16 protein-coding genes and 1 pseudogene are annotated in these 23482 nt (G+C 72.7%); 9 read left to right on the forward strand and 8 right to left on the reverse strand.

What is annotated here, in order from left to right; genetic code table 11:
* Positions 1 to 34: 34 nt before the first annotated feature.
* Complete coding sequence (locus tag CP982_RS28860; RefSeq protein ID WP_150513139.1) at positions 35 to 1354, forward strand: UDP-glucose dehydrogenase family protein; 1320 nt, start codon at positions 35 to 37, stop codon at positions 1352 to 1354.
* A 33-nt stretch (positions 1355 to 1387) separates the two neighbouring features.
* On the opposite strand, the gene CP982_RS28865 is transcribed toward CP982_RS28860, so the two are convergent.
* The gene (locus tag CP982_RS28865) at positions 1388 to 2038 is read right to left on the reverse strand and encodes a TetR/AcrR family transcriptional regulator (RefSeq protein WP_150513140.1); all 651 of its coding nucleotides are present in this window, start codon (positions 2036 to 2038) and stop codon (positions 1388 to 1390) included.
* A gap of 139 nt (positions 2039 to 2177) precedes the next feature.
* Here CP982_RS28865 and CP982_RS28870 point away from each other — a divergent pair, with 139 nt between their 5' ends.
* From CP982_RS28870 to CP982_RS28900, 7 genes are all read left to right on the forward strand, one after another.
* The gene (locus CP982_RS28870; RefSeq protein ID WP_150513141.1) at positions 2178 to 3869 is read left to right on the forward strand and encodes an MFS transporter; all 1692 of its coding nucleotides are present in this window, start codon (positions 2178 to 2180) and stop codon (positions 3867 to 3869) included.
* Between the two features lie 68 nt (positions 3870 to 3937).
* Positions 3938 to 6355 (forward strand): NACHT domain-containing protein, encoded by a 2418-nt coding sequence (locus CP982_RS28875; protein WP_150513142.1) that lies wholly within the window; start codon positions 3938 to 3940, stop codon positions 6353 to 6355.
* A 91-nt stretch (positions 6356 to 6446) separates the two neighbouring features.
* Positions 6447 to 8087, forward strand: coding sequence for an AAA family ATPase (locus tag CP982_RS28880; RefSeq protein ID WP_150513143.1), 1641 nt, complete (start codon positions 6447 to 6449; stop codon positions 8085 to 8087).
* 110 nt (positions 8088 to 8197) lie between these two features.
* On the forward strand, positions 8198 to 9082 hold the full coding sequence (locus CP982_RS28885) for an NAD(P)-dependent oxidoreductase (RefSeq protein WP_150513144.1): 885 nt from the start codon (positions 8198 to 8200) through the stop codon (positions 9080 to 9082).
* A 58-nt stretch (positions 9083 to 9140) separates the two neighbouring features.
* On the forward strand, positions 9141 to 9581 hold the full coding sequence (locus CP982_RS28890) for a MerR family transcriptional regulator (protein WP_150513145.1): 441 nt from the start codon (positions 9141 to 9143) through the stop codon (positions 9579 to 9581).
* A gap of 21 nt (positions 9582 to 9602) precedes the next feature.
* Entirely contained in the window at positions 9603 to 9947 is a 345-nt protein-coding gene (gene trxA / locus CP982_RS28895; protein ID WP_150513146.1) for a thioredoxin, read from the forward strand.
* 239 nt (positions 9948 to 10186) lie between these two features.
* Positions 10187 to 12439 (forward strand): HelD family protein, encoded by a 2253-nt coding sequence (locus CP982_RS28900; RefSeq protein ID WP_150513147.1) that lies wholly within the window; start codon positions 10187 to 10189, stop codon positions 12437 to 12439.
* 379 nt (positions 12440 to 12818) lie between these two features.
* On the opposite strand, the gene CP982_RS28905 is transcribed toward CP982_RS28900, so the two are convergent.
* The 3 genes from CP982_RS28905 to CP982_RS28915 form a co-directional block, all read right to left on the reverse strand.
* A complete protein-coding gene (locus CP982_RS28905) occupies positions 12819 to 13028 on the reverse strand; it encodes a hypothetical protein (protein WP_150513148.1) in 210 nt (69 codons plus the stop codon).
* On the reverse strand, positions 13025 to 13489 hold the full coding sequence (locus CP982_RS28910; protein ID WP_150513149.1) for a hypothetical protein: 465 nt from the start codon (positions 13487 to 13489) through the stop codon (positions 13025 to 13027). The genes CP982_RS28905 and CP982_RS28910 overlap by 4 nt, the downstream gene beginning before the upstream one ends.
* A gap of 86 nt (positions 13490 to 13575) precedes the next feature.
* On the reverse strand, positions 13576 to 14826 hold the full coding sequence (locus CP982_RS28915; protein ID WP_150513150.1) for a helix-turn-helix domain-containing protein: 1251 nt from the start codon (positions 14824 to 14826) through the stop codon (positions 13576 to 13578).
* A gap of 105 nt (positions 14827 to 14931) precedes the next feature.
* On the opposite strand from CP982_RS28915, the gene CP982_RS28920 reads away from it, so the two are divergent.
* A complete protein-coding gene (locus CP982_RS28920; RefSeq protein WP_150513151.1) occupies positions 14932 to 15402 on the forward strand; it encodes an NUDIX hydrolase in 471 nt (156 codons plus the stop codon).
* A gap of 7 nt (positions 15403 to 15409) precedes the next feature.
* Here CP982_RS28920 and glgB read toward each other — a convergent pair whose 3' ends face one another.
* From glgB to CP982_RS28940, 4 genes and pseudogenes are all read right to left on the reverse strand, one after another.
* Positions 15410 to 17809: a 1,4-alpha-glucan branching enzyme gene (glgB, locus tag CP982_RS28925; RefSeq protein ID WP_150513152.1), complete on the reverse strand. Its 2400-nt coding sequence runs from the start codon at positions 17807 to 17809 to the stop codon at positions 15410 to 15412.
* 37 nt (positions 17810 to 17846) lie between these two features.
* Entirely contained in the window at positions 17847 to 19298 is a 1452-nt protein-coding gene (locus tag CP982_RS28930) for a maltokinase N-terminal cap-like domain-containing protein (RefSeq protein ID WP_150513153.1), read from the reverse strand.
* A 146-nt stretch (positions 19299 to 19444) separates the two neighbouring features.
* Positions 19445 to 21172, reverse strand: coding sequence for a maltose alpha-D-glucosyltransferase (gene treS, locus CP982_RS28935; protein WP_150513154.1), 1728 nt, complete (start codon positions 21170 to 21172; stop codon positions 19445 to 19447).
* A gap of 1 nt (position 21173) precedes the next feature.
* Positions 21174 to 23212: pseudogene (locus CP982_RS28940) on the reverse strand (alpha-1,4-glucan--maltose-1-phosphate maltosyltransferase); the annotation flags it as partial.
* Between the last annotated feature and the right edge of the window lie 270 nt (positions 23213 to 23482).

Here is a 23482-nt window from a genome sequence, read left to right on the forward strand (position 1 = left end):
CGTCCGGGGGCGGCCCCACCAGAAGGACACCTCTGTGAAGCTCACCGTGATCGGCTGCGGCTACCTCGGCGCCACCCACGCGGCCTGCATGGCCGAACTCGGCCACGAAGTACTGGGCGTGGAAGCCGACCTGGACAAGGTCGCGATCCTCAACTCCGGCAGGGCCCCCTTCCACGAACGCGACCTCGACGGCCTCCTGGCCGAGCACACCGCCAGCGGACGCCTGACGTTCACCGCCTCCTGCGCGGAAGCTGCCGAGTTCGCCGACCTGCACTTCATCGCTGTCGGCACCCCGCAGCGGCCCGACGGCGCCGGCTACGACCTCACCCAGCTCTTCACAGCCGTTCGCCGGCTCGCCCCCCGGCTCACAGCCCCGGCGGTGGTCGCCGTCAAGTCCACCGTCCCGGTCGGCACCGCTCCGCGCGTCCGCGACCTGCTGCACGCGTACGCACCCGCCGGAGACGCGGTCGAGGTCGCCTGGAACCCGGAGTTCCTGCGCGAGTCGTGCGCCGTCGAGGACACTCTCCGCCCCGACCGGCTCGTCCTCGGCTTCCCCGCCGAGCACTCCTGGGCCGAGACCGTGCTGCGGCAGTGCTACAGCGAGATCATCGAAGCGGGAACGCCGACGATCACCACCGACTGGGCCACCGCCGAGCTCGCCAAGGGCGCCGCGAACTCCTTCCTAGCCACGAAGATCTCCTTCATCAACGCGATGGCTGAGGTCTGCGAAGCCTCCGGCGCTGACGTCGCCCAGCTCGCCGACATCCTCGGACACGACATCCGCATCGGTCCCCGCGGCATGCGGCCCGGCCTCGGCTTCGGCGGCGGCTGCCTGCCCAAGGACCTCGCGGGCTTCATCGCCCGCGCCGACGAACTCGACGCTGCCGCAGCCGTCGGCATCCTCCGCGAAGCCGCCGCAGTCAACGCCCGTCGCCGCCGACGTGTCGTCGACCTCGCCCGCGAAGAGCTCGGCACCGACTTGCGAGGCAAGCGGATCACGATGTGGGGCGCGGCCTTCAAACCCGAGACCGACGACATCCGCGACTCGCCCGCCCTCGCCGTCGCCCAGGTCCTCCACGACCTCGGCGCCACTGTCACCGTCACCGACCCCGAAGCCCTCGACAACGCGCGCAAGCTTCATCCCGAACTCGACTACGCCGAGGACCCGGTCGACGCCGTCCAGGATGCCGACCTGCTGTTGCACCTGACCGAATGGCCGCATTACTCCCGCATCGATCCCCAGCGGCTCACCGGCCGCGCCGTGAGCTCCACGGTCATCGACGGTCGCGGCACCTTGGACGCCCACCGCTGGAGCGAAGCGGGATGGACCGTCCGAGCCCTCGGCCGCCCCTGACGCGTCCCCGGGGGACGGGGACGGCGGCATGGATCAGTCGGCCTGCGTCGAAGCCACCTCGTTCACCAGGGCCGTTGCCTCCGGGAGGGGGAGGCCTGCCGCGGTCAGGAAGGTGGTGGCGGCCGCGCGGCCCGCCTCCTCCGTGTCGAGGATGCCGTCGTTCACCGCCTCCATGAGGCCGAAGACGATGCTTTCGAGGACGTAGACCAGGGCGCGCGGCGGCACCTGTGTGGTGAACCTGCCCTCGTCCAGGGCGCGTTGGAACATCACGACGCCCGCCTCGTTCATGGGGGCGAGGCGTTCGCGGATGCCGTCCATGGTGACGGCGCGCTGGGCCAGGGAGAGCAGCAGGCGGTAGCGGTCGGTGACGCGCCAGACGCCGAGCATCGCGGCGGCGATGGCGCGCGTCGGCTCCTCGGCGTCGGCGTAGGCGGCGGAGTGCGCGGCCATCACCGCTTCGACGGCCTCGTCGAGGAGGGCGGTGACCAGGGCGTCGCGGCTCGGGAAGTGGCCGTAGACCGTGCGGCGCACCACCCCGGCGCCCCGGGCGATCTGGTCCATGGACGCGTCCGGGTCCCGGGTCAGCTCGGTGTGGGCGACGTCGAGGATGCGGCGGCGGTTGGCGTCCGCGCGGGCCGTGGCGGCGTTCACGGTGCCCGACGGCGTCGGCTTCGTACGGCTCATGGCGCCATTGTGCCGCCGATCCATGTACTTGCACATCGCTGTGCAAGACGGCTGCCTGTGAGCTACATTGCACAGCGACGTGCAATTACACAGTGATGTGCAAGTTCCTGCGCCCGACGTACCCCGAGGGGTGACCCCGATGCCTTTGACGATCAATGAGCCGGTGGAGCGGATGGACCGGCCCTACGCCCGCCGCTGGTGGGCACTGCTCGTGCTGTGCCTGAGCCTGCTGATCGCCGTCATGGCGAACACCGCGCTGACGGTGGCGGCGCCCGACATGACCCGCGACCTCGACCTCAGCAGCTCCGACCTGCAATGGGTCATCGACGCGTACACGGTCCCGTACGCCGCCCTGATGCTGCTGTTCGGCGCGATCGGCGACAAGTACAGCCGGCGCGGCGCACTCGTGCTCGGGCTGCTCGTGCTCAGCGCGGGCGCGGCGGCGGGGGCGCTCGCCGACACCTCCACGGCCGTCATCGTGGCGCGCGGCGTGATGGGGGTCGGCGCGGCAATGATCATGCCCGCGACGCTCTCGCTGCTCGCGGCGACGTTCCCGCGCGAGGAGCGGGCGAAGGCGATCACGCTGTGGGCGGCCACCTCCGGCATCGCGATCGCCGCGGGGCCGCTCATCGCGGGCCTGCTCCTGGAGGACCACGGCTGGGCGTCGACGTTCCTCATCGACGTCCCCGTGGCGGCCGTCGCGATCGTCGGCGCGTTCGTCTTCGTGCCGCCGTCGAAGTCCTCGTCGGCCGGGCGCATCGACTACGTGGGCGGGCTCCTTTCCGTCGTCTGGATCGGCGCGCTCATCTACATGATCATCGAGGGGCCCGGCTTCGGGTGGGGCGCGAGCGCCGTCACGGCCGCCGTGGTCGCCGCCGTCGGACTCGTCGTCTTCGTCGTCTGGGAGCTGCGCCATCCGCGCCCCGTCCTGGACGTCCGCAAGTTCGCGCAGCGCGGCTTCTCCGGCTCCAACCTGGCGGTGTCCCTCTTCTTCGTGGCCGCCTTCGGCGCCTTCTACTTCCTCACCCAGCACCTCCAGTTCGTCCTGGAGTACGACCCGCTGGAGACGGGCGTGCGCATGCTGCCGCTCGCGGGCGCGGTGTTCGTCGGCTCCGCGCTCACCGGCTTCCTCACGCCGAGGCTCGGCGCGAAGGTGATGGTCACCGCGGGCATGGTCGGCGGCACCACCGCCCTGGCCCTGCTCACGGCCGTCGACGCGACGTCGTCGTACGGGGACTTCGTGCTGCCCCTCGTCGTCCTCGGCCTGTCGATGGGCCTCGCGGTCTCGCCCTGCACGGACGCGATCATGGGCGCCTTCCCGGAGTCGGAGCTCGGCGTCGGCGGCGCCGTCAACGACACCTCGCTCGAACTGGGCGGCTCCCTCGGCATCGCCGTCCTCGGCTCGGTCCTCGGCACCTCGTACGCCGACGGCCTCGCCGACGAGACGGCGGGCAGCAAGCTCCCGGCGTCCGCCCTGGAGCAGGCCCAGGACTCCGTCGGCGCGGGCGGCGGCGTCGCCCAGGCGATCGGACAGCAGGCCCAGCGCCTCGCCGAGCAGGCCGCGGGCGCCGACTCCCCGCGGAAGGCCGCCGAACTGAAGGCCCAGGCCGCCGAACTCGCCCAGGGCGCCGAGCAGATGAAGCACGCCGTGGGCACCTCGTTCTCCGACGCGGTGGCCCACACCAGCCTGGTCGGCGCGGTCGTCCTCGGCGTCGGCACGCTGATCGTGGCGGTCCTCCTGCCGAGGAAGGGCCGGACGCCCGCGGAGCCCGCCCGCACCGCCGCCGCGCCCGCTCCCGACGCGCGGAAGGAACCCGTGTCACAGGCCTGACGCCGTCGGCCGCGCGACCTCGTCGAACCGGTGGCCCGGCGATCAGCTCCTTGCCATGATGCTGACCCATGGAAACGGGAAGGCCGGGGCCCGCGGGTGTCCGCTGGATGCTCGGCGGCGGCGTGGTGGTCCTGGTCGCCGGGTGCCTCTGGGCAGGCTGGTCCGTGTCCCGCGGCGGGCTCCAACCCCAGGACGTGTCAGGGGTGTTGGGGCTGCCCGTCGGCATTCTCGGCGTCCTCGTCGGCGCCGCCGTCAGCCTCAGCGCGCTGCGCCTGCAGCAGGCGACGGACGCCCGGGCCGTCGCGCTCGACGGGCTCGCCGCGACCGTCGAGGAGATCGAGGTCGCCGAGCGCGCGCACATGCTCGGCAACGGCGCGCACCTGATCGACCTGCGCGTCGAGGTCACCCCCCGGCAGGGCGGCACCGAACCGCCGGGACCGCAGCGGCTCTCCGACGTGGCGGCCTGGTACTGCGCCGCGCCGGGCCGCCTCGTCGTCACCGGGGCGCCCGGCGGCGGGAAGACGGTCTTCGCCGTGCACCTGGTCGTCCGGCTGCTCGCCGCGCGCGGGCCCGCGGACCCGGTGCCCGTGCGGCTCGCCATCGGGGACCTGCCCGCGCCCCGCACCCACCGGCGCTGGTGGGGCCGCTGGCGCACGGTGGGCGGCTTCGAACGCTGGCTGACGAACAGCCTGGTCAAGGTGTACCGGCTGCGGGAGCGCACCGCCGCGGACCTCGTCGCGCGGCGCCTCGTCATCCCCGTACTGGACGGGCTCGACGAGATGGACACGGAGGTCGAAGGGGATGCGCCGAGCCGGGCGCAGCAGGCCCTCGACGAGCTGAACGCCTACGAGTCCGTGGACGGCAGCGCGCCCGTCGTCCTGACCTGCCGCGAGCAGCGGTACGCGGAGCTGTCCGAACGCTACGCCTGGCTGCGGCAGTCGGCGCTGCTGCGGATCGCGGGCGTCGAGGCCGACGAGGCCCGCCGCTACGTCGAGTCCCGGTCCGACGGCCGGGGCTCGCCGCTGGACGCGCTGCTCGAGGGCGCGGGCGAGGCCGTGGCCCAGGCGCTCAGCTCGCCGTTCTACCTGGGGCTCGCGTACGCGGTGTACGGGGAGGCGGGGCGGGGCCAGGCCCAGCCGCCGACGGACCTCGGAACGGCGGACGAGGTCCGGGAGCACCTCCTGGCCCACTACATCCCGGCGGCGACGCGGGCCGCGAACGCGGCGGCGCGGCAGGCGCGGCGGCGCGTCGTCGCGACGGAGTCGCCCTGGGGCCGTCAGGGGGAGTACGAGCCCGCGCGTGTGCATCAGTGGTTGCACCACATGGCGGGGGAGGAGGGGAGGCTGTCGTCGCTCGGCCAGGCCCTCGGGGTGACCAGGGCGCGCGTGCTCGGGGGTGTGGTCATGGCGCTGCTGGTCGGGGCGGCGCTTATGTGGGGTCAGGCCGTGCAAAGGCTCTTCCCCGCCCGCTGGTGGGATCACGAGCACGGTGTCGTGGTGTCCGTGGCTGTGGCCGCGGTGGTGGGGGCGCTCGCCGGGGCCCTGTTCGTGATGGCGGTGTCCGACGAGATGGCCTTCACGCCGACGGACGAGGTGCGCGGCGTCCGCGCGAGCCTGAGGAGTCGGCTGGGCCGGGCCGCCGCACAGTGGGCAGAGATCGCTTCCTGGACCCTCCTGCTGCCGGGCATGCTCGTCCTGGGGGCCACGAGCCGCGTCGCGGGCTGGCTGGAGTGGGCCCCGGAGCACGCGTTGTACGGAGTGGGCGCCGTCGTCGGCTTCAGCTGCTGCGTGGGGATCGCGGCCAGCGAGTCCACGGTCGCTCACAAGGACGTCCCCAGCCTCCTCGGGTGCTTGCTGACGCCCCCGATCGGCTGGTTGCTCGGGGCCCTGACGCCGGAGGCCGAGAGCTTGCCGGGGCGCGTGATCGCCTACGCCGCGATCTGGGGTTTCGGCGTTCTCCTGGTGGGCTGGACCGGCGCCACGGGCTTTTCCTTCGCGGTGGGGTTCGGCATGTACCTGGTGGCGGCATGGCCCGGAACAGCAGGGCCCGGCGGCGGGTTCTGGGGCGGCGTCGGAGCCGGGCTCATCGCCTTCTACGTGCTGGGCTGTCTGTTCCTCGGCGCGGGCTCCGCCGAGCGGACCTGGCGGGGCGTGGGGCGCGTGCGGCGAGTGATGCGCCTGCCCACGTGGCTCAGGATGGTGCTCATCCCGTTCATCCTGGGCGTGGTGGGGGAGGAGTTGCTCGGATTGGCCGGGGTGGTCGGCGTGGCCATGGTGTGGGTCGCGGCGAGCGCGGCTCTGCTGCTCGCCATTCTGCTGGTGGGGCTGGTCGCGGTCTGCCTGGGCCGCATCCCGCTCCACACCGACGCCTTCACCACCTGGGCCTACCACGCGGGCCTGCTCCGCATCGTCGGCGGCGACTACCAGTTCCGCCACAGCGAGCTGCACGCCTGGCTGGTGCGCAACCCCCGCGCCCCCGCCCCCTGAAATGCCGTTGACGGCGGCGAACGGGCCCCGCCACGCTGAGAGTCCTCGGGCCGCCCGACCAGCGGCCGCGGTACGACGGGGGAGTTCACCCATGACCACGCTGATCGTCTCCAGCGGCCCCGGCGACGAGGGCACTCCGGGGAGCGAGCAGGCCGAGCTGGAGCGGGTCGGCGGCCTCTTCACGCAGTTCGTCGAGGCCGTGGCGCGCCGCCCCCGGGACGAGCGGAGCGGCGAGCGCGACCTCACCGCGCGCCTGCGCGAGCACCTCGGCACCGAACCCGGCCAGGCCCCGGTCGTGAAGGCCGCCTACGCGCCCTACGACCACCCGAACGTGCACCTGGCCCTTGAGCGCTGGTTCGCCGCAGACTCGCGCTCGTACGAGCTGATCGGCATGACCGGCGCCGACCACCGCGGGCACTACACGCTCTCCGAGATCCTCGAATCCGCGAGCCGCTACGACCGGTTCGTGATCGGCGCGGTCGACTACGCGCACCTGCCGGTCTCCCCGGACACCGAACTCGCCTGTGTGTCCTTCGGGTTCTACCTGGGTGCCGAGCGCACCGAGGACGGCCGCGAGGAGCGCTACGTCGTGCTTCTGCGCGGCCCGAACGACGAGTACCACAACGAGAAGGTCCAGCTCGAAGTCCTCGCCGCGGACCGCGACACCGCGAAGCGGCTGCTCGCCGGGGTCGACGCGCTGATCCGCGAGCACAACGTCCTGCGCGGCCAGGTCCTGTCCTTCGAGGGCGGCGACTTCAGCGAAGGGCTCGGCCCGTTCCGCTTCCATCGCCGCCCGGACCTGGACCGCGAGGGCATCGTCCTTCCCGACGGGCTCCTGGACCGCGTGGAGCGGCACGTCGTGGGCGTGGCCCGGCAGCGCGAGCGGCTGCGCGCCGCGGGCCAGCACCTGCGGCGCGGCCTGCTCCTGTACGGGCCGCCCGGCACCGGCAAGACCCACACCATCCGGTATCTGCTCTCCGGCATGCCGGACTTCACCGTCGTCCTGCTCTCCGGCGTCACGATCAGCGCGATCGGCCCGGCCTGCGCGCTCGCCCGCATGCTCCAGCCCGCCCTGGTCGTCCTGGAGGACTGCGACCTCGTCGCCGAGGCCCGGGACTACAGCGACGGCGAACAGCCCCTGCTCTTCCAGGTCCTGAACGAGATGGACGGCCTCGGCGACGACGCCGACGTGGCCTTCCTGCTCACCACCAACCGCGCCGACCTGCTCGAGCCCGCGCTCGTGCAGCGCCCCGGCCGCGTGGACCTCGCGGTGGAGATCCCGCTGCCCGACGCGGACGGCCGCCGTCGGCTCCTCGCCCTGTACGGCGGCGGGCTCGGCCTCGACGACGAGCTCGCGGAGGAGGTCGTCGTACGCACGGAGGGCACCACGGCGTCCTTCACCAAGGAGCTCGTCCGGCGCGCGGTCCTCATCGCCGCCGAACGCGACGCGGCCACGGAGGCGGCCGATGTCCGCGCCGCCCTGGACGAACTCCTCTCGGACCGCGACCTGTTGACGCGGCGCCTGCTCGGCGTACCGGGCGACGACGAGGACGACGACGAGGACGACGACGGGTACGGCGACGAGTTCGGGGACGACGACGATGACGGCGGCGATGACGACGGCGACGACGGCGGGCCCGGCGGTCTGCCGCGCCGTCTGCCGGGTCCGGGGCGCCTCGGGGACAACGGCGGGGGCTTCTTCACCGAGGCGTCGTACCGCCCGCTGCGGTGACGCGGGTGCCGGGGCCCGCCCCGACCCACCGCCTTTACTTACCTCTCGGTGAGTACCTGACCAAATAGTCGGTACTTGTCGAGGCATGCGTACTGATCAAGCATGGGGGCATGCCTCAGGACAACAACACCAAGACCCCCGTCACCGTCATCGGCCTCGGCGCCATGGGCAGCGCCCTCGCCGGAGCCTTCCTCGGCGCAGGCCACCCCACCACCGTCTGGAACCGCTCGGCGGGCAAGGGCGAGGACCTCGTCGCCCGGGGCGCCGTCCGCGCGGCGAGCGCCGCCGAGGCGGTGCGCGCGGGCGACCTGGTCGTCGTGTGCGTCGTCGACTACGACGCCTCGGCGGCCGTCCTCGAACCGCTCGCCGCAGACCTCGCCGGGCGCACCCTGGTGAACCTCACCTCCGACACCCCGGAGCGCGCCCGCGAGGCCGCCGCGTGGGCCGCCGCGGCGGGCGTCGACTACCTGGACGGGTCGGTCATGGTGCCCACGGCCGTCATCGGCACGCCGGACGCGCTGCTCTTCCACGCGGGTCCGCGCGCCGCGTACGACAAGCACGAGCAGACCCTCAAGGCGCTGGGCGGCCACACCACGTACGTCGGTGAGGACCACGGCCTCGCCGCCGTCTACGACCTGTCGCTGCTCGACTACTTCTGGACCGCGATGTCCGGCCTCGTGCACGCCTTCGCGCTCGCGGCGGCGGACGGCGTCCCGGCCGCCGCGATCGCCCCCTTCCTCAAGGCGAACGCCGGTCTCGTCACCTCGATCGTGGACGGCATGGCGGCGGAGATCGACTCCGGCAGCTACCCCGGCGCGGAGGCGAACCTGGCGATGGAGGTGGCGGGCATCGACCACATCGTGCACACCGCCGAGCGCCGCGGCCTCGACGCCACCGTGCTGCGCGCCGTCAATGCGGTGGCCCGGCGCGCCATCGACCTCGGCCACGGCGCCGACGACTGGACGGCGACGGTGGAGGCGGTCCGCAAGCCCTGAGCGCCCGCCGCCGATCGGCGCTGGCCTTGACGCCGACGTCAAGGGTTACGGTCGCGGCATGCGCATCGGCGAACTCGCGTCACGCGTGGGGACGACCACGCGGACACTGCGGTACTACGAGTCGCGCGGGCTGCTGCCCGCGCGGCGCGACGGCCACGGCCATCGCACCTACGACGAGGGCGACGTCCGGCTCCTGGAGCAGATCAGGACGCTTCAGGACTTCGGCTTCGACCTGGAGGAGACCCGGCCGTTCGTGGAGTGTCTGCGCTCCGGGCATCCGGCCGGTGACTCCTGTCCGGCGTCGGTGGCCGTGTACCGCCGCAAGCTGGCCGAACTCGACGCCCTGATGGAGGAGTTGGGCGCGGTTCGGGCACAGGTCGGCGCGCAGCTGGAGCGGGCCGAGCGGGCGCTCGTGGAACTGGCCGCCGACGCGGACGCTCCGGGCGGTCCGGAGCCGCTGTGCGAACTCGCTGTGCGAACCGAGCGACGTGGTGGATGACGTAAGGGGTGGTGGACGGACATGAGTGGTGTGCGGGCCGAGGGTCTGGCCGAGGTGACGGACGCGGATTTCGGATTCGAGGTGCTGAGCGGTGAGCGGCCGGTGCTCGTGCAGTTCACGGCGGAGTGGTGCGGGCCGTGCCGGCAGCTGGCTCCGGTGCTCGGCGATATCGCGCGGGAGGAGGCGGAGCGGCTGAAGGTGGTGCGGATCGACGTGGACCGGAATCCGGAGACGACGGTCGCTTACGGCGTGCTTTCCACGCCGACGCTGATGGTGTTCCGCGACGGCGAGCCGGTGTGGCAGGTCGTCGGGGCGCGGGCGAAGCGGAAGCTGCTGGGCGAGCTGGAGGGGGCGGGCGTGCTCTGAGCCCCCGCGGCCGCCCGGTCCCCGCCCCGGCCCTCGTCCGGCCTGGGCCTCGCCCCGCCGCCATCCGGCCTTGGCCAACCTTGGCCCCGCCCCGGTCGGAGATGAGAAAAGCCCCGGTGTCATTGACGCCCGGGGCTTTTCTCTGCGTATAGTGGATTCTTTCGCATTGCTCTGCGCATTTGGGCGCACGAGTAGTACGGGAATCGTTATGACAGCACTGTATCTGGCGAGGGGCTGAATTGTCAACCGAGGAATTGCGGGAAGAGCAGCAATTCGTCTCCGGGCTGTACGCGCGCCTCGACGCGCTGCGCGAGGAGGCCGAGTCCGCCGTGAGCGCGTCGCTCCAGCAGGTCGGCAACGGCCTCCAGGCGCGCCTGGAGCGCGACGTCCTGGTGGCCGAGCGGTCCGGGCTGCTCGCCGCGCTCGACTCCAGTGAGAACGGGCTGTGCTTCGGGCGGCTCGCGTTCCGCGACGGCCGCGACCACCACATCGGGCGGATCGGCATCCGCGCCTCCGACACGGAGCGCACGCCGCTCGTCATCGACTGGCGCGCGGACGTCGCGCGCCCCTTCTACCTCGCCACCGGGCACACCCCGATGGGGCTGCGCAGACGGCGGCACATCACCACCCGGGGCCGCGAGGTCACCGCTCTCCACGACGAGATCCTCGACCTCGACGACGCGACCCGCACCGGGCACGAGGGCGCCGACGCCGACGAGGTGCTGCTCGCCGCCCTCGGCTCCGCGCGCACCGGCCGCATGCAGGACATCGTGCAGACCATCCAGGCCGAGCAGGACCGCATCATCCGCGCCCCGCACCGCGGGGTCCTCGTCGTCGAGGGCGGCCCCGGCACCGGCAAGACCGTCGTCGCGCTGCACCGCGCGGCGTATCTGCTGTACGCGCACCGGGAGTTGCTCGCCAAGCGGGCCGTCCTGATCGTCGGGCCCAACCCGGCCTTCCTCGGCTACATCAGCGACGTGCTGCCCGCGCTCGGCGAGACCGGGGTGCTGCTCGCCTCGCTCGGCGAGCTGTTCCCCGGGGTCACGGCGACCGGCAGGGACACGCCCGCGGCAGCCGAGGTCAAGGGCCGCGCCGAGCTGGCCGACGTGCTGCGGCGGGCCCTGGAGGACCGGCAGCGACTGCCCGAGCCCGGGGCCCCGCTGATCATCGAGCACGACGACGGCGACCTCGTCCTGGACTGGGAGATCGCCTACGAGGCGCGGGCCGCGGCGCGCGAGACCGAGCTGCCGCACAACCTCGCGCGGCCCACGTTCGCCTTCCACGTCATCGACGCGCTCACCGCGCAGCTCGCCGAGCGCATCGGCCACGACCCGTACGGCGGGCCCAACTTCCTCGGGCCCGACGACATCGCCCAGCTCGGCAAGGGCATCGCGGCCAGCGCCGAGGTGCACGCGGCGATCGAGGAGCTGTGGCCCGCGCTCACCCCGCAGCGGTTCGTCACCGACTATCTGGAGGAGCCCGCGCACCTGGCCGACGCGGACGCCGCCGCCGTGCGCCGGGCCCCCGGCGCGGCCTGGACGCCCGCCGACGTACCGCTGCTCGACGAGGCCGCCGAGCTGCTCGGCAAGGACGACAGCGCGGCGCTCGCCCGCGCGGAGGCGGAGCGGCAGCGGCAGGTCGCGTACGCGCAGGGCGTGCTGGACGTGTCGTACGCGTCGCGTACGTACGAGTTCGAGGACAAGGACGACGAGGACGCCGAGGTCCTCCTGGCGCACGACATCATGGACGCCGAGCGGATGGCCGAGCGGCACGAGGAGGCCGACCACCGCGGTGCGGCCGAGCGGGCCGCCGCGGACCGGACCTGGGCGTTCGGGCACATCATCGTCGACGAGGCGCAGGAGCTGTCCGCGATGGCCTGGCGGCTGCTCATGCGGCGCTCGCCGACGCGGTCCATGACGCTCGTCGGCGATCCCGCGCAGACGGCGGAGGCCGGGGGTGTCGGCTCCTGGGCGGACATCCTCGCGCCGTACGTCGAGGAGCGGTGGGAGTTCGCGCGGCTCGGCGTCAACTACCGGACGCCCGCGGAGATCATGGCCCTCGCGGCGGAGGTGCCCCGCAGGGCGGGGCGGCCCGACTTCGAACCGCCGCGGTCGGTACGGGCCACCGGCGTGGAGCCCTGGGCCCGGCGCGTGGCCTGCGGTGCGCTGGCGGGCGCCGTCGCGGAGGCCGTCGCGGACGCTCCCCGCGAGGGGCGGCTCGCGGTCATCGCTCCCCGTGACCTCCACGCGGAGCTTGCCGTGAAGCTGCCCGGCGTCACCGCGGGGGAGCTGCCCGACCTCACCCGGCCCGTCGTCCTCCTCGATCCCCGGCAGGCCAAGGGCCTCGAATTCGACACGGTGTTCGTGGTCGAGCCGTCCCGCTTAGACGTCAGCGACCTGTACGTCGCCCTGACCCGAGCCACCCAACGCCTCGGCCTCCTCCACACGGGCCCGCTCCCGGACACCCTGCCCCCGGGACTCGCGGCGGACTGAGGTCGGGGCGCGGGGCTCGTCTCGGGCTTGGCCTCAGGCTGACGCCGGGGCCCTGGGCTCGCCTGGGGCTGACGCCGGGGCCTGGTTCGGCGGCGGTGGCGTGCCGCGGTCGCTCCCGGGCCCCGCGAGGGCGCCCCGCCGCGCGCGCCCGGGCCCACCCCAGTCAGCCCCTGCGCGGCTCCCGGGCCCTGCGATGCCCCAGCCCCGCGCGGATCCCCGGCTGCGCGAAGCCGCCGCGCTGCGCGCAGCCAGGGGCGGGCCCGCCCACCCGCCCCCACCATGCCCAGGCGGCGGGGGTGGCGGGCGGGCCCACCCCGGCGCCGGATTCCCGGCCCGCTCCCGGGCGCCCAGACGCAGGCAGCAGCCAGGCCCCGGCCCCTCACGCCCCCACCCGCCAGACCCCGCCGGCCCCGCGGCCGGGCCAGTCCTCCTGGGTCCACGCGACACGCAGGCGCGCGCCCTCGACGCAGTCGGTGAGGACGCCGAGGTGGATGCGGGGGCAGCGGTCGAGGTGCTCGCGGTAGGCCCCGTACAGATCGGGGAACTCGTAGTCGTCCGCGTAGCCGTCGAGGTCGGTGGCGGTCATCATCGGCCCACTGTCCTGAGGGGCGTGGCCGTCGCGAGCAAGGCGCGCAGGTAGCGGCTGTCGCACAGGGCTCCGGGGTGCTGCGGCAGCACCACCCAGCGGGAGAGCACGGTCGCGTGGCCGGGGCGCGGGACACCTAGGTAGGTGCCGGTGGTGAGCCGTTCGGCCGGGCCGTCCCAGTCGGCGCCCGGCGCGGCGAGGACGTAGTACGGGCCGCTGCTGCTGCGGAGGTCCCGGATCACCGGCCCGTCCAGCCAGGTTTCCAGGGCGGTGGCCACCGTGTGCGGCGCGTCGCTGCCGACCGCGTCGTGGACGCGCTCGGCCGTGACACGGATCGCGTCGAATCGGCGGCCGAGGGGCAGGAGCGCGACGCCGTGCTTCTCCCACTCCGCCCACACCTTGCCCGGCCTCGGGTCGGCCTCCGCCAGCCACTGCGATACGGCCCTGTGCAGTTCGGTGTCCACGATGTGCCCCTATCGTCGCTGATCAGGTGTGATGGCGACGGTAGGGGCAGTACACGAGAGGCGAGGACCGGATTCCGGTCCCCTCCTCATGCCGCCAAGATGCCTACCGCGACAGCCAGTTCCGACGCCCGGCGCCGTCGCTCCGACTGCTTCGACTCAACCTCTTCGAGAATGATCCGGCGCGCGTAGCCGTTGTAGGCGATCGTCTCCGGGGCCGAGCGGTGAGCCTTCTCCAGCGTGGCGATGGCGACGTCCGGCTGGCCGTCGAGGTGGAAGCCGCGCGCTTCCTCGATCCTGTGCCGGGCCCGGCGGGGCCGGGACTTGATGACGGTCTCGTCCGCCTTCGCCGCCTGGCGCACGGACTCTCCGCCCTGATGCAGCTCGACGGCGACAGTGACGGCGTGCGCTCCCATGATGGCGCGGCTGAAACTGGTGACGGGGTGGTAGTAGTCCCGCGGCAGCCGCTGCGCCATGTCGTTCGCCTTGTCCCAGTGCCGCCAAGCGGTGCCGTTGTCCCGTCGTCGGGCCGCGGTGTAGCCGAGTTCGAACTGGAGGGCTCCGGCGATGGCCAGGACGTCGTCGGAGGCGTCCGGGAGGAGCGGCTCCAGGAAGCGGACGGCTTCGAGGTTGACGGCGTCGGCGGCGTCGAAGTGGCGCGGGCCGCTGTCGCGATGCGCCTGCGCCAGCAGCCATGCGGCGACCCCGACCGTGTGCGGGTCCTCCGACTCCTGGGCGGCGGTCATGCCTCGTTCGGCGACCCGCCACAGGAGACTCGGATCCGGCTGGTAGGCGACGAAGAACTGGCACAGGCCGTACGCATCGGCGAGCAGCACCTGAGCTGCCCGCCTGTCGACCGCGCTGTCCGCGTGGCGGCAGAGCGCCTGGCTGTCGCGGATGAGGTCGGGCAGCAACTTCCCGATGACCTCGCGGTGGTTGGGTGCCTGGTGGCGCGCCTTCCAGGCGGCGTGGAGTCGGGCCTTCACGTGGGCCATGGGCGGTGGCTCGGTGCGGGAGGCGAGAGCGAAGGAGTCGACCGCGGCCTTCACCGCGGCGAGACGCGGGTGGCCAGGGCCGATGAAGAGATCTACGCGCATGTCCGGGTGACCTGTCAGCTCCGCGAGATCACGTACCCGCAGTGCCTCGGCGATGCGCATCACCATCGCCACGCCGGGCGCGTTCTGCTGCCCGTTCTCGATCTTCTTCAGGGTGTGCGGCGAGACCCCCACGAAGTCGGCCAGTTGGTGTCGTGTCATGCCACGGCGTTCGCGGAGAATTTGCACGCGCTGCCCGAAGCGCAGCGGGTCGGCGTACGGGTCCGGGGTAGCGTCTGAAGACATCGGCCTTGCCTCTCTCTGGACAGCTCACCACTGTCAGACTAGGAGCAAGGTCGGCCTCGTGTCCGGCCTCAGTCGCGGCTGCACCCTTGTGAAAGCGTGGCCCTGATGGTGCGTACCGAGTACTACGACGACCCCGGCGCGCCGGAGCCCAACTCCCTCGTGGTGGCCGCCTCCGCGGTCGTCGTCGATGGGGGCGGTCGCCTCCTCCTTCAGCGGCGTCGTGACAGTGGGCTGTGGGCGTTGCCCGGTGGTGGCATGGAGATGGGCGACTCGCTTCCCGGGGCGGCAGTGCGGGAGGTGAAGGAGGAGACGGGCCTCGATGTGGAGATCACGGGGCTTGTCGGGACGTACACCGACCCCAAGCACGTGATCGCGTACTCCGACGGCGAGGTGCGCAGGCAGTTCAACGTGTGCTTCACCGCCCGTGTCACGGGCGGTGACCTGGCCATCTCGGACGAGTCGACCGAGCTGCGCTTCGTCGCGCGCGAGGAGCTCGAAGACCTGCCGATGCACCACACGCAGCGACTCCGCCTGCGGCACTTCCTCGAGGGCCGGCCCGGACCGTATCTGGGATAGGTCCGGTTCAGACCGGGCGCAGCCAGAGGGTGGTCAGTGGGGGGAGGGAGACGAGGAGGGAGGTGGGGTGGGTGTGGGATGGGGTGGGGGTGGGTTTGAGGGGGTCGGGGTTGAGGACGTCGGTGCCGCCGTAGGCCGCGGCGTCCGTGTTGAGGACCTCCTGCCACGCCGTGAAGTCGCCCGGGACCCCGATCCGGTACTCGTGCCGGACCACGGGCGAGAAGTGGGAGACGCAGAGGAGGGGGGAGGTGCCCTCGCCGCCGTACCTCAGGAAGGCGAAGACGTTGTCCTCGGCCGCGTCGCCCGCCACCCAGGCGAACCCGCCGGGCTCCGTGTCCCGCTGCCAGAGGGCGGGCTCGGCCCGGTAGCGGGAGTTGAGGTCGCGGACCAGGTCCCGTACGCCCCGGTGGTCCGCCTCCGCCCCGTACGCGGGATCGAGCAGCCACCAGTCGGGCCCGTGGCTCTCCGACCACTCCGCGCCCTGCGCGAACTCCTGCCCCATGAAGAGGAGCTGCTTGCCGGGATGGGCCCACATGAAGCCCAGGTACGCGCGGTGGTCGGCGCGCTGGCGCCACCAGTCGCCCGGCATCTTCGACACCAGGGACCGCTTGCCGTGCACGACCTCGTCGTGGGAGATGGGCAGCACGTAGTTCTCGCTGTACGCGTACACCATCGAGAACGTCATCTCGTGGTGGTGGTGCTTGCGGTGGACGGGGTCCTTGGCCAGGTAGCCGAGCGAGTCGTGCATCCAGCCCATGTTCCACTTGAGCCCGAAGCCGAGGCCGCCGAAGCCGCCGGGGCCCGTGTGGTGCGTCGCGCGCGTCACGCCGTCCCATGCCGTGGACTCCTCGGCGATGGTGACGACGCCGGGGGAGCGGCGGTAGACGGTGGCGTTCATCTCCTGGAGGAAGGAGACCGCGTCCAGGTTCTCGCGGCCGCCGTGGACGTTCGGCGTCCACTGGCCGTGCTCGCGCGAGTAGTCCAGGTACAGCATGGACGCGACGGCGTCCACGCGGAGCCCGTCGATGTGGTACTCCTCGCACCAGTAACTGGCGTTGGAGACGAGGAAGTTGCGGACCTCCGCCCGGCCGTAGTCGAATTCGAGGGTGCCCCAGTCCGGGTGCGCCGCCCGCGCCGGGTCCTCGTGCTCGTACAGCGGCCGTCCGTCGAACTCCGCGAGCGCCCAGTCGTCGCGCGGGAAGTGCGCGGGCACCCAGTCCATGAGCACGCCGACCCCGGCCCGGTGCAGCGCGTCCACCAGGTACTTGAAGTCGTCGGGAGTGCCGAGCCGGGCCGTCGGCGCGTAGAAGCCGGTGACCTGGTAGCCCCAGGACCCGCCGAAGGGGTGCTCGGCGACCGGCATCAGCTCCACGTGTGTGAAGCCCAGGTCCGTGACGTAGGCGGGGAGCTGGTCGGCCAGTTGGCGGTAGGTGAGGCCCGGGCGCCAGGACGGCAGGTGCACCTCGTACACCGAGAACGGCGCCCGGTGCACCGGAGTCTCCCGGCGCCGCCGCAGCCACTCCTGGTCCCGCCACACGTGGTGCGAGGTGTGCACGACGGAGGAGTTCGCAGGCGGCGCCTCCGTGCGCCGGGCCAGCGGGTCGGCGCGGAACGTCATGCTGCCGTCGGGCCGGGTGATCTGGAACTTGTACAGCTCGCCCTCGCCGACCGAGGGCACGAACAGCTCCCACACGCCGCTGCCGCCGAGCGACCGCATCGGGAAGCCCGTGCCGTCCCAGTAGTTGAAGTTCCCGACGACCCGGACGCCGAGCGCGTTCGGCGCCCACACCGTGAAGCGGGTGCCGATGACGCCCTGGTGGGTCATCGGGTGCGCCCCGAGCGCCTCCCACAGCTGCTCGTGGCGCCCCTCGCCGATCAGATGCAGATCGAACTCGCCGAGCGCGGGCAGGAACCGGTACGCGTCGTGGGTGTCCCACTCCGTGTCGTCGTACGTGATGTGCAGGCGGTACTCCTCGGGTACGGCGCGCAGCGGCAGGACCGCCGAGAAGAAGCCGTCGCCGTCGTCGAGCAGCGGGGCGCGCAGGTCCTCCCCTACGACGGCGGTCACGGCGCGCGCGTACGGGCGCAGGGCGCGGAACGCCACCCCGCCGGGCACGGCGTGCGCGCCGAGCACTCCGTGCGGGTCGTGGTGCGTGCCGGTCAGGAGCCGGACGCGGTCGGCGTCGGGGACGGGGGAGGGGGACGGGGCCGGTGCGGCCGCCTTCGCCGCTGCTGTCTTCTTCTTCGCCGGGGCCTTCGCGGCAGCCGCCGCGGCCGTCTTCTTCGCGGCGGCCGCCGCCTTCTTCGGCCGGGCGGCCTTCGCCGCTTTGGCCGGGGGCTTGCGCGCGGGTGTGACCTCCGGTTCGGGTTCGTTCTGCGGGGCGGAGGAACGGGGACGGCGGGTCACGGAGACGGCCTCCTGTCCGAGGGGCGTGGCGAAGGGGTCAGCGGACGTCGTCGGGGCGGCCGGGCGTCGCGGCGCCCCGGCGCGGGCCCGCGGCGTCCGCGGCGAGCTGATCGAGGGCGGCAAGGGGCACCGGCAGCCAGTCGGGGCGGTGGCGGGCCTCGTACACGGCCTCGTAGACCGCCTTGTCGGTCTCGTGGGCGCGCAGGAGCACCGGCTCGGTGCGCGGGTCGCGGCCCGAGACGTCGGTGTATCCGGTGCAGTACGCGGCCCGGCAGACGTCCGCCCAACCGGGGGACCAGGGGCGGTAGGAGCGGGCGGCGTAGTCGAAGGAGCGCAGCATGCCCGCGACGTCGCGGGCCGCGGGCTGCGGCATGCGGCGCTCGGCGAGCGGCCGCGCGGGCTCGCCCTCGAAGTCGATGAGGGACCAGGCGCCGGTGGGCGCCCGCAGGCACTGGCCCAGATGCAGATCGCCGTGGACGCGCTGGGCCGTCCACACGGTGCCGCTGTGGGTGCCGAGGTCGGCGAGCGCCTGGTACGCGGTGCGCAGCGCGGGCTCGTACGGGCGCAGGGCGGGCACCGCGCGGGCGGCCGCCTCCAGGCGCTCCGTCATGCCCCGGGCCAACAGCTCCACCTGGGCGCGGCCGAGCGAGACGGTGGGCAGGGCCGCGGCGAGCGCCGCGTGCACCTCGGCGGTGGCGCGGCCGAGCGCCCGGGCCTCGGCGGTGAAGTCCTCGCCCTTGGCGAGGGCCTGAAGGGCCAGCTCCCAGCCGTCGCAGGCGCCGCGTACGTACGGCTGGAGGACGCCGAGCACCAGCGGCTCGTCGACGCCGTCGGCCGTCAGCCAGGCGGCGGGCGCGGGCACGCGGGCGCAGTCCTGCCGGGCGAGGGCGAGCGGCAGCTCCAGATCGGGATTGACGCCGGGCACCACCCGGCGGAACAGCTTCAGTATGAACGCGTCGCCGTACACGAGCGAGGAGTTGGACTGCTCGACGCCGCACGTGCGGGGGGTGAGCGCGGGCGGTATGTCGCTGTGCTCGGCGCGCGCGAAGCGCAGCACGCCGAGCCGTCCCGGCATCCGCAGGCGCTCCAGGATCAGCCCGGTCAGGCGCGGGTCGAGCAGGGCCTCGTACACGGTCCTGCCCGCCAGGGCGCCCTGGGTGACGTGGCCGATCAGCGCGGGCGCGAGCGGCGGCGGCAGCTCGGCCCGCACCCCTATCAGGAGCTGGTAGCAGTCGGCGGGCAGCTCGTGCTCGGCCGCGGCGTCCGGGCCGGCGAGCAGCGGCTGGCGCACCCGGACCAGCAGGTGCAGCAGGCCGAGTTCCGCCCCGGGCGGCAGGAGTTCGGTCGCCGCCACGAGCTCGAAGCCCGTGACGGGGCGGCCCTTGCCCGCGAACCACCGCTGGCGCGGCAGCCAGCCGCGCAGCAGCGGGTCGAGCGACGCGATCAGCGCGCCTGCGTCGGCACTGGGGCGGGTGGCGGCTTCCGACATGGCGTCGTGTCCTTTCCGCGCCCTCGACGGGGGAGGTCAAGGGGAGGTGCCGGGGGTGCCGGGCAAGGGCCGTGCCGTGGGCGAGTGCCCGGTGCGGCGTGACTCACGCCCGCCGCGGGCGGGTTCACAGCACTGTCACGGCGACCTTACGCCGGGTCCTCACGCAGCCGGAACCAGTAGAAGCCGTGCCCCGCCAGGGTGAGCAGGTACGGCAGTTCACCGATGGCCGGAAAGCGCACGCCACCGATCAGCTCGACCGGATGGCGGCCGTTGAAGACCCGCAGGTCCAGCTCCGTCGGCTGGGCGAAGCGGGAGAAGTTGTGCACGCACAGCACGAGGTCGTCGCCGTCCTCGCCGTCGGCCCCGGTGGACGGCGCCTCCCGCAGAAAGGCGAGAACGGCCGGATTCGACGAGGGCAGTTCGGTGTACGAGCCGAGGCCGAACGCCGGGTTCTGCTTGCGGATCTCGATCATCCGGCGGGTCCAGTGCAGGAGCGACGACGGCGAGGACATGGACGCCTCGACGTTCGTGACCTGGTAGCCGTAGACCGGATCCATGATCGTGGGCAGATAGAGGCGGCCTGGGTCGCAGGACGAGAAGCCCGCGTTGCGGTCCGGCGTCCACTGCATGGGCGTGCGCACGGCGTCGCGGTCGCCGAGCCAGATGTTGTCGCCCATGCCGATCTCGTCGCCGTAGTAGAGGATCGGCGAGCCCGGCAGGGACAGGAGCAGGGCCGTGAACAGCTCGATCTGGTTCCTGTCGTTGTCCAGGAGGGGGGCGAGCCGGCGGCGGATGCCGATGTTGGCGCGCATGCGCGGGTCCTTGGCGTACTCCGCGTACATGTAGTCGCGCTCCTCGTCGGTGACCATCTCCAGGGTCAGCTCGTCGTGGTTGCGCAGGAAGATGCCCCACTGGCAGCCCGAAGGGATGCGCGGCGTCTTGGCGAGGATCTCCGAGACGGGGTAGCGCGACTCGCGGCGGACGGCCATGAAGATGCGCGGCATCACCGGGAAGTGGAACGCCATGTGGCACTCGTCGCCGCCGTGCTCGAAGTCGCCGAAGTAGTCGACGACGTCCTCGGGCCACTGGTTGGCCTCGGCGAGGAGCACGGTGTCGGGGTAGTGGGCGTCGATCTCGGCGCGCACGCGCTTGAGGAGGTGGTGGGTGCGGGGGAGGTTCTCGCAGTTGGTGCCCTCCTCCGCGTACAGGTACGGCACCGCGTCGAGCCGGAAGCCGTCGATGCCGAGGTCGAGCCAGAACCGCAGGGCGGAGACGATCTCCTCCTGCACGGCCGGGTTCTCGAAGTTGAGGTCCGGCTGGTGGGAGAAGAAGCGGTGCCAGTAGTACTGCTTGCGCACCGGGTCGAAGGTCCAGTTGGAGGCCTCGGTGTCGACGAAGATGATCCGGGCGTCCTGGTACTGCTTGTCGTCGTCCGCCCAGACGTAGTAGTCGCCGTAGGGGCCCTCGGGGTCGTTGCGCGAGGCCTGGAACCACGGGTGCTGGTCGCTGGTGTGGTTCATCACGAAGTCGATGATCACGCGCATGCCCCGCTGGTGGGCGCAGTCCACGAACTCCACGAAGTCCGCGAGGTCGCCGAACTCGGGCAGGACCGCCGTGTAGTCCGACACGTCGTAACCGCCGTCGCGCAGCGGCGACTTGAAGAAGGGCGGCAGCCACAGGCAGTCCACGCCCAGCCACTGGAGGTAGTCCAGTTTCGCGGTGAGGCCCTTGAGGTCGCCGATGCCGTCGCCGTTGCTGTCCTGGAAGGAGCGGACCAGGACCTCGTAGAAGACGGCGCGCTTGAACCACTCCGGATCGCGGTCCTTCGCCGGAGTGTCCTCGAAGGTGTCCGGGACGGGCTCGTTGACGATCATGTGTGGGTGACCCTCCGATCAGCGGTAGGACGGTCGCAGGACGAGTACGTGCGCGGGCGTGACGCCCGGATCCAGGCGCACGTAGTTGGCCCTGCCCCAGTGGTAGGTCTCGCCGGTGAGCTCGTCGCGCACCGGCACGGACTCGTGCCAGTCGAGGCCGAGCCGTGGCATGTTCAACGACACCGTCGCTTCCTGGGTGTGGTGGGGGTCGAGGTTCACGACCACCAGAACCGTGTTCGAACCGCCGGGGTGCCGCACGGTCTTGGAGTACGCCAGCACCGCGTCGTTGTCCGCCTCGTGGAAGTGCAGGTCACGCAGTTGGCCGAGGGCGGCGTTGGCGCGCCGCGCCGCGTTCAGCTGGGTGATGAGGGGCGCGAGGGAGCGGCCCTCGCGCTCGGCGGCCGCCCAGTCGCGCGGGCGCAGCTCGTACTTCTCCGAGTGCAGGTACTCCTCGCTGCCGGGGCGCAGCGGCGCGTTCTCGTACAGTTCGAAGCCGCTGTACACGCCCCAGGTCGGGGAGAGCGTCGCGGCGAGCACCGCGCGCACCGCGAAGGCGGGCGGCCCGCCCTGCTGCAGATAGGCGTGCAGGATGTCCGGCGTGTTCACGAAGAAGTTCGGCCGCAGGTAGTGCGCGGTCTCCGTGGACAGCTCGACGAGGTAGTCGGTCAGCTCCTGCTTGTCGTTGCGCCAGGTGAAGTACGTGTACGACTGGTGGAAGCCGATCGCGGCGAGGGTGCGCAGCATCGCGGGCCGGGTGAAGGCCTCGGCGAGGAAGAGGACGTCCGGATCCGTGCGGTGGATGTCGTCGAGGACCTCCTCCCAGAACGCGACGGGCTTGGTGTGCGGATTGTCCACGCGGAAGACGCGCACGCCGTGCCCCATCCAGAAGCGCAGGAGCCGGACGGTCTCGGCGGTGACGCCCGCGGCGTCCTGGTCGAAGTGGAGGGGGTAGATGTCCTGGTACTTCTTCGGCGGGTTCTCCGCGTACGCGATGGAGCCGTCCGCGCGGTGGGCGAACCAGTCGGGGTGCTTCTCCACCCACGGGTGGTCGGGCGAGCACTGGAGCGCGAAGTCCAGGGCGACTTCGAGGCCGAGACGGCCGGCCTCGCGCACGAACGCGTCGAAGTCGTCGAGCGTGCCCAGGTCGGGGTGCACGGCGTCGTGGCCGCCCTCGGGCGAGCCGATCGCCCAGGGCACGCCGACGTCGTGCGGCCCGGCCGACAGGGAGTTGTTCGCGCCCTTGCGGAAGGTGGTGCCGATGGGGTGCACGGGCGGCAGATAGACGATGTCGAAGCCCATGTCCGCGATCGCCGGGAGCCGCCGCGCCGCCGTGCGGAACGTCCCGGACACGGGCGGCTCGCCCGCGCGGACCACCGCGCCCTCCGAGCGCGGGAAGAACTCGTACCAGGAGCCGAAGAGCGCGCGCTCGCGGTCCACCCGCAGGGTGAAGTCCTCGGTGGAGGTGACGAGTTCACGCAGCGGATGAGCTGCGAGCACGGCGTCCGCGTCCGGGGTGAGCGCCCCGGCGAGGCGGGCGGAGGGCGCGCGGGCCGCGTCGCGCAGGGCCTCGACGGCGGCCCGCAGAGGGCCGCGCAGTTCGGCGGGCGCCCCGGCGGCGGCGCGCTCGTAGAGCCGGGAGCCTTCGAGGAGCACCAGGTCGGTGTCGATGCCCGCGGGTATCTTGATCTCCGCGTGGTGGCGCCAGGTCGCCAGGGGGTCGCTCCACGCCTGCACGGCGAACGACCAGTCGCCGAGCGCGTCCGGGGTGACGTCGGCGCCCCACCGGTCGGTGCCGGGTGCCAGCTCGCGCATGGGCGTCCAGGGTCCGGCGCGCCCGGCCGGGTCCCGCAGCACCACGTTCGCGGCGACCGCGTCGTGGCCTTCGCGGAAGACGGTGGCGCTGACCTGGAACGTCTCGCCGACGACGGCCTTGGCGGGGCGAAGGCCGCCGAGCACCACGGGCTCGACGGCGAGGATGGGGATCCTTCCGGTGACCGGCACGGAGGTGAACTCCCTTGTGTCCTTGCGGGGTTCGGGCATGACCGCTCCTGTTCCGCGTGTGCGTGGGCGGATGCTGGCTGTGGAGGGGTTCCGCGGGTGCGCGTGCACTGATCCGCGCCGAGCGTGTGCACGCGCGTACCGGTGGAGCCTTCCCACGCTTCTCGGGTGGGCAATCCGGCGCCTTGTTAACTACTCGCGCGTAACGGCATGCACAAGACCGGTCACGGCAGGACCGGGCGACCCGGCCGTCCCGCCGCGGCAACGACGAACCCCCGGCAGGCGAGGTGCGCCTGCCGGGGGCGGTGGTAC

The sequence above is a fragment of the Streptomyces spectabilis genome (assembly GCF_008704795.1).
Lineage (GTDB): Bacteria > Actinomycetota > Actinomycetes > Streptomycetales > Streptomycetaceae > Streptomyces > Streptomyces spectabilis.